Annotated in this window: 2 protein-coding genes; both read right to left on the reverse strand. The window is 51.9% G+C overall.

From position 1 onward, the window contains the following. On the reverse strand, positions 1-705 hold a 705-nt coding region (gene purC, locus FDW87_RS01240; protein ID WP_137379393.1), incomplete at its 3' end, for a phosphoribosylaminoimidazolesuccinocarboxamide synthase. A gap of 111 nt (positions 706-816) precedes the next feature. Next, a partial coding sequence (bamC, locus tag FDW87_RS01245) for an outer membrane protein assembly factor BamC (protein ID WP_252362933.1) occupies positions 817-1,646 on the reverse strand: 830 nt, incomplete at its 5' end.

Consider the following 1,646-nt stretch of genomic DNA (forward strand, 5'->3'; position numbering starts at 1 on the left):
CTTCACACCCAGACGATGCGCGACGGCTTCATAGGCTTCGATCAGGCCGCCCAGGCTCTGGCGGAAGCGATCTTTGTCCATTTTATCCAGCGTTTCTTTGTCCCACAGACGGCTACCGTCCGGTGAGAACTCATCGCCCAGGACCACTTCACCTTTATACAAACCAAACTCAAGTTTGAAGTCGACCAGAATCAGACCGGCATCATCAAACATCTTTTTCAGCACGTCGTTGGCTTTGTAGGTCAGCTCTTTCATACGCGCCAGATTCTCTTTGCTCACCCAACCAAAAGTTTCACAATAGGAATCGTTAATCATTGGATCGTGCATAGCATCGTTTTTCAGGAACAGATCAAACAGCGGCGGATTCAGTTCAATACCTTCCTCAACGCCTAAACGCTTAACCAGGGAACCTGCTGCGCGGTTACGAACCACACATTCAACCGGTACCATCTCCAGTTTTTTCACCAGACATTCAGTATCGGAAAGCAGTCGCTCCATCTGGGTAGGAATGCCCGCTTCTTGCAGTTTAGTCATAATGAAATGGTTAAACTTGTTGTTCACCATGCCTTTACGATCAAACTGTTCAATGCGCGCGCCATCCCCTGCTGACGTATCATTGCGGAATTCGAGCACCAACAGGTCCGGGTTTTCCGTGCTGTATACGGTCTTCGCTTTACCACGATACAACTCAGCTTGCTTTTGCATCTTTATTACTCCTGGGTGTGAATTAACGATAAATATTGCGTTTTTCTGCCGACGCACACGTTTGCGTATCATATCAGAAAAAAAGGGCTGGAGTTATCCAGCCCTTTATTTTTACTTACTGAACGCTGCCTGGAAGACGGCGACCAGCGCGTCGTTCTGGCTTTGCGTCAGGGTATGCCCCTTCGGATCGATAAACTGCAAGCTACTGCGGTTGTCTAAATCACCGACCTGCAGTTTATAGTCGCCGGATACCAGACCCGGATCGCTTGCGCCCAGCTCCTGCCAGTTACTATCAGACAGTGGTTTGTAGGTCACGGCGATGCTGCCCTGAGAACGGGTGCTGTCGGTCACTTTCATCCCCACTTTCTCAAGCGCTGCCGGCAGACGCTGCCATACCACGTTGAACGGTCCACGTACCACCAGCATCGGTAAACCGGTGTCATCGGCAGCACTCTGAACATCCATGGTGGCGGCAGAGCGGTTCTGCGCGGCATTCGCGGCATCAGTGGCGTTCTTATCCAGACCAGCGGAGATAACGTTCATCATCTCAGCGCTGTAACGCTGCATTGATGCTGGATCAGCTACGGGTTTACCCGCCTGCTCGAGGTTAATCAGTTTCACCGTTACCGCTTGCTGATAGCCCTGCGGTTTAACCGAGATTTGATAACGTCCACGGTACTGCTCGTCTTCATCCAGACGGTTCCAGTTAACCCAGTCGGTGGTCAACGTCTGGCTGGCATCATCACGTTTGGTGATCGTGTAGTTTTTAGACTGAATGACGCTAACGACCTGTGGCCACAGCGTGTTGCCACGACCATTTTCCACCAGCAATGTCGACGTATCACCCGCGATCTGAGTGCGAGCACCGGTGACTAGTGCTAACGGCTGAGCCGGCGGGCGAATGTCCAGCGCTTTACCAACGGCACCGCTGCCGTTGGTGA

This window comes from Citrobacter sp. wls826, assembly GCF_005281245.1.
In the GTDB taxonomy this organism is placed as follows: domain Bacteria; phylum Pseudomonadota; class Gammaproteobacteria; order Enterobacterales; family Enterobacteriaceae; genus Citrobacter; species Citrobacter braakii.